We start from the raw sequence: 5,387 nt of genomic DNA, 5'->3' as shown, positions 1-5,387 counted from the left end.
GCTGCGGCCCGAGGTTCTTGACCACGACTTCCTGGTTGCCCAGCACTTCGTCCACATGCAGGCCCACCCGCTGCGCCGCGCTTCGCACGATCACGACGGTGTTGTTCCGGCTCGTGGGGTGCTCGCTGCGCGCGGAGGCCTGCAGCAATGCGCCGGCCCAGTAGAAAGGCACCTGCTCGCTGCCGAACGGATGGCTGTTGTGCAGGTAGGCGGCCTCGAGCTCGGTGCTGCTCACGCGCTGCACCAGCTCGACCAGGTTGGACGGCACGCCGATCGACACCTCGCCGGCGCGCAGCATCACCACGTGCGTCACCGCGGTGGTGAGCGGCAGCACCAGCTTGAAGGTGGTGCCCTGGCCGGCCGTGCTGTGCGTTTCGATGCGGCCGCCGAGCGCCGCGATCTGCGCGCGCACCACGTCCATGCCGATGCCGCGGCCGGCCAGTTCGGACACCTGTCCGGCGGTCGAGAAGCCGGGCTTGAAGATCAGCTCGGTGGCTTCCTCGGGCGAGAGTTCCTGGCCGGGCGCGAGCAGGCCGAGCGTGCGGGCGCGCTCGGCGATGCGGCCATGGTCGAGGCCGGCGCCGTCGTCGCGGAAGCTCACCGAGACGTCGTTGCCCTCCTGGTGCAGGTCGATCACGATCAGGCCGTTGGCGTCCTTGCCGGCCTTTTCGCGCGCGGCCGGTTCCTCGATGCCGTGCGCCACGCAGTTGCGCAGCAGGTGCTCGAAGGCGGGCGTCATGCGGTCGAGCACGCCGCGGTCCATTTCGATGGAGCCGCCGACGATGTCCAGGCGCACCTGCTTGCCGGTGTCCTTGGAGGCCTGGCGCACCACGCGGTAGAGGCGGTCGGAGATGCCCTCGAACTCCACCATGCGCGTGCGCAGCAGGCCGCGCTGCAGTTCGCGCGTCTGGCGCGCCTGCACGCTGAGGTCGTCTTCCGTGGCCTGCACCGTCTTTTGCAGCGTGCGCTGCACGGTGGCCACGTCGTTCACCGACTCGGCCATCATGCGCGTGAGTTCCTGCACGCGGGTGAAGCGGTCGAACTCCAGCGGGTCGAAGCTCTGCTGCGAATCCTTGGCCTGGGCCAGGCGCGACTGCATCTGGCTTTCGGCCTGCACCTCGATGTCGCGCAACTGCTGGCGCAGGCGGTCGAGGTTGCCCGTGAGGTCGGTGAGCGAACCGCGCAGCTGGCCGAGCTCGGCCTCCAGGCGCGAACGCGTGATGATGACCTCGCCGGTCTGCGCCACCAGGCGGTCGAGCAGCTGGGTGCGGATGCGCACGGCCTGGCTCGACACCGCGCGCAGCGGCGCCAGCAGCGCGTGGGCCGGACGCGGCAGCAGCGATGGCGCGGCGGCGGCTTCCGCGTCCGCGCCGGCGCTTTCGTCGCCGGCAACCAGTGTCTCGTCGTTGGCGGACACGCCCGTTTCGGCGGGAACCTGCACCAGCTGCACGCTTGGCGAAGTCACCGAGGYCGTCGCCACCAGCTGGGCCACTTCGGCCTGGGTCGCATCGTCCGCGGCGCRCAGGGCGTCGAAGGTGGCCTGCAGCGCATCGAGGCGCGTGAGCAGCTTCTCGATCTCGGCCCGGTCGGCGCCGCCCTGGGTGCCCAGCACCTCGATCTCGGACTCCATGCGGTGCGCGCGCTCGCCCAGGCGCATGGCGCCGGCCAGCCGGGCGCTGCCCTTGAGCGTGTGCAGCGTGCGCAGCACCGAGGCGCGCGGCGCGCTGTCGTCGGGGTGGTGCGCCCATTGGCGCAGCGCCTGGCCCAGCTGGGGCAGCAGTTCCGCCGCTTCTTCCTCGAAGATGGGGAACAGGTCGACGTCGACCGCGTCGACCATGTCGATCGCGTCTTCGGAATCGTCCAGCGCCACGTCGGCCACGTTGCCCTGCGCCACCAGATGCTGGTGCGGGCGGGTCTCGACGCGCGCGGCGGCCTCGGCCGGCATGGGTGCGGCGGCAATGTCGCGCAGCGCCTGCAGCGTTCCCTCGGACGGCTCGCGCAGGAAGCCGACGGCAAACTGGTGCAGCAGGCGGCGCAGTTCGTCGGCCGCGGCCACCAGCACCACGCCCTGTTCGCGCGAGCCGCTGCCCTGCATCTGCAGATGCTGCAGCGCGGCTTCGAGCAGGCGCGCCATGCCCGAGAGGCTGTGGAAGCCGACCGTGGCCGAACTGCCGGCCAGCGAATGCGCGAGCGCAATGGTCGAGTCGGACAGCCGCTCGTGCGATYCGAGCGCCCACTCGCCCACTTCGGTGGCGAGCTGCCGGGACCACTCGTCGGCCTCGTTGAGGTAGACGTTGTAGAGCGCAATGCCGATGCGCAGCGGCCCGATGACCTTGACCTGGTCTTCGGCACCGGAGGCGGCGGCGGCTTCGGCGGTTTCTTCTTCGGCTTCGACCGGCGGGGCGATTTCTTCGGCGGCGACGGGCGCAGCTTCCGCGACCTGCGGTGCTTCGTCGGCGGCAACAACGGCGGGTTCTTCAGGCTCCAGCAGCAGGGCCGGTGCGGCCACGGGTTCTTCGGCGGGCACCACTGCTGCGGGCTCTTCCGCCTTCACCGGCATCGGTGCGGGCTCCTCGGCAACTGCCGCGGGCTCGTCCGCCTTCGCCGGCACGATCTCGGTCGCCCAGTCGAGGTCGGGCAGCCCCTCCAGGGCCGGCGATTCGGGCGCATCGGCGGCCGGTGCCGGTTCGACGGCGGGTTCCGCCGTGAAGCGGGCGATCGACTGGACCGGTGCCTGCGCTTTCGCGGGCGCAAGAAAATCGAAGTCGGCGCTGTGGTCGAAGGCCTCGAGCGCGTCGCCATCCGGCAGCGGCCGGGATTCGAAGTCGAGGAAATCGGTGGAAGCAAAGTCGTCGTCGGCTTCGGGCTTTGCAGCGGCCGGCGGCGTTTGCGGCGGCAGTTCGAATTGCGCGGCGGGTGCTGTTTCAACCGGCGCTGCGGGGGAAAGCGACAGGTCGGGCAGCTCCGGGAGCTCCAGCGGCTGCGCGAGTTCCGGTGCGGGAGCAGCCGGCGGCGGCTCCGCGGCAATGTGGCGCGCGGCCACGGCCAACGCGTCGGCATCGGCGACCCACGTGGGGGCGGTGGGCACGGGTTCGCCCGCCAGCAGGGCATTGGCCACGCGGCTGAAATGCGCCGACTGCCAGCCGTGCTGGGCACCGGACGCAATGGCTTCGACCCACTGGCCGAATTCCTCGAGCGCCTTGCGGGTGCCGGTGAGCAGGTCGGGCGTGGCGTCGCGCTGGTCGGCCAGCCAGGTGTTGAGCACCTGTTCGAAGGACCAGGCGGCATCGCCGAAGTCGGTCAGGCCGACCATGCGCGAGCTGCCCTTGAGCGTGTGGAACGCGCGCCGCAGGATGGTGAGTTCCTCGGTGTCGTCGGGGTGGCCGCCGAGCTCCTCGATGGCGGCCAGGCCGTTCTGCACCACCTCGCGGGCTTCGTCCAGGAAGATGTTCTGCAGGTCGTCTTCTTCGAGCTCCGTCACCTCGGTATCGGGCAGGGCCGCGGGACCGGCGATCTTGTGGGTCCAGCTGTCGGCCTTGCTGCTGAATTCCTCGATGGGCGAGACCTTCGCCTTGCGGTTGGGCGTGGCGAGCGCGGCGAGCTTCGATGCGATCTGGGCATCGACCTCCTCGATGCTGAGCACCGCTTCGGCAGCTGCGGGCGCTGCAGCGCCGGGGGTCGCGGCCTCCGCGGCCCCATCGGCGGCCTGGCGGCCCATCAGCGGCTTGAGTTCGCCGGCATCGGCGTCGAACACGAACAGGCGCTTGGCGAGCGTCGGCTGGTAGCCCAGCATGTCGATCAGGAAGCCGAGCGCGCCCAGGTTGTTGCCGAGCGCATCGAAGCTGTGCATCTCCTCGATTGGCGAGGCATTGCCCACCAGCATCTGCTCGACGTCGTCGCGCATGCGCTGGACGGTGCTGGCGGCCTGGTCGAGCCCCAGCACCGAGAACACGCCGCGCATCTGCAGCAGCTGGCTCGGCACGGTGCGCAGCAAGGCCTTCTCGGCCGGGCGGCGGAAATACTGGTCGAGCGATTTCTCGAGCTCGCTCAGGTGGCTGCGCAGTTCGTCGACCACGGTGCCCATGGTCTGGCGGTCGCTCACGCGCCGGTACAGGTCCTCCATCCAGGGCTCGAGCGGTTCCGAATGCCCGCCTGCGCGCACGCGCTCGATGCGGCCGGCCAGCTGCAGGGTGCGGGAGGTGAGCTGCGGATCGCTCGGGTCCAGGTCTTCGAGCGCGGCTTCCAGGTAGAGCACCGAGGTGGCGACTTCCATCGCCAGCTCGGTATCGGGCGGCTGGCTGGAGCGCACCGAGGCGTCGACCGCATGGGTGAGCGCCTCCACCATCGGCGAGATGGGCGGATGGAGCTTCTGCAGCGATTCGCCCAGCTGCGCGAAGGTGTCGGCCACCTGGCGCGTGCGGGTGATGTCGCCGCCCGAGAGCGCCGACCACATTTCCTTGGCGGTTTCGATGCGCTTGCGCGCCTGCGCCAGCACCAGCGGGTCGTAGCGGCCGAACTGCTCGACCGTGTAGTCGACCTGGCGCTCGCCGGCCACGCCCCAGGCGGTGCGAACGGTGCGCAGGGTGGCGGCCTCGTCCTGCGCGCCGGGCACGGCCTGGGCGCAGAAGAACAGCAGGTCCTGGCCCAGGCGGTCGGACACCGCGCTGTCGCCGCGCGCCAGGGTGGCGTACTGCAGCAGCACGCGCGAAGCGGCGCGCTTCACATACGAATCGGCGGGAATCAGCCCGAGCGCCAGGGCCTCGAAGAAGCCGGCGGCCAGGGTCCAGAAGCTGGCAACGCGGGGCAGCAGCGCACCGCGCCCGAGCCCCAGGCACAGCGCATGCAGCCGCCGCGCGGCCTGCGGGTCGCCGGTCTTGACCAGCTGCAGCACCTCGCGGTCGAGCCGCGAACGCACGGCCGGGTCATAGCTGACGGCAGCCTGGGTCAGCGCGGGCCGCACTTCGACCCAGCGCCAGGCCGTGCTCCACAGGTCCGCCGGATGCACGCGCTCGTTGCCGACCAGTTCGAGCACGTCGCGGTATTGCGGGAACAGCGCCACCGAGGACACGGCCTTGCCGGCCAGGAGCGCGTTGAGGAAATCGGTGACGGCAAAGCCGGCGCGCTCGATCTTCTGGACCGCACTGTCGGTGCAGCGCTGCGGCTCGGCAATGAAGCCCTGCACCGCGAACTCGATGGCGCCGAGCACCAGCGCCGGTGCGGTGTTGCCCACCATCTGCAGCGCGCCCACGGATTGGTGCAGCTGCTGGCGGGCCATCTGCAGCGGGCCGCTTTCGAGCTCCGAGGCATTGCCCACGTCGCGCACGAAGCGCCGCAGCGACTTGCCGACGCTGTCGAGGGATTTCTGGATTTCTCCCAGARCCCAGGCC

1 protein-coding gene is annotated in these 5,387 nt (G+C 70.7%); it reads right to left on the bottom strand.

Features of this window, described 5'->3' with window-relative positions; all coding sequences use genetic code 11:
• The coding region (locus AC1DOC_RS17485; RefSeq protein ID WP_478130165.1) for a chemotaxis protein CheA at positions 1 to 5,387 on the bottom strand (5,387 nt) is incomplete at both ends.

The organism is Variovorax sp. 01T439_2 (genome assembly GCF_056398445.1).
The sequence above is the reverse complement of the archived record's forward strand: the minus strand, read 5'-3'. Positions and strand labels throughout refer to the sequence as shown.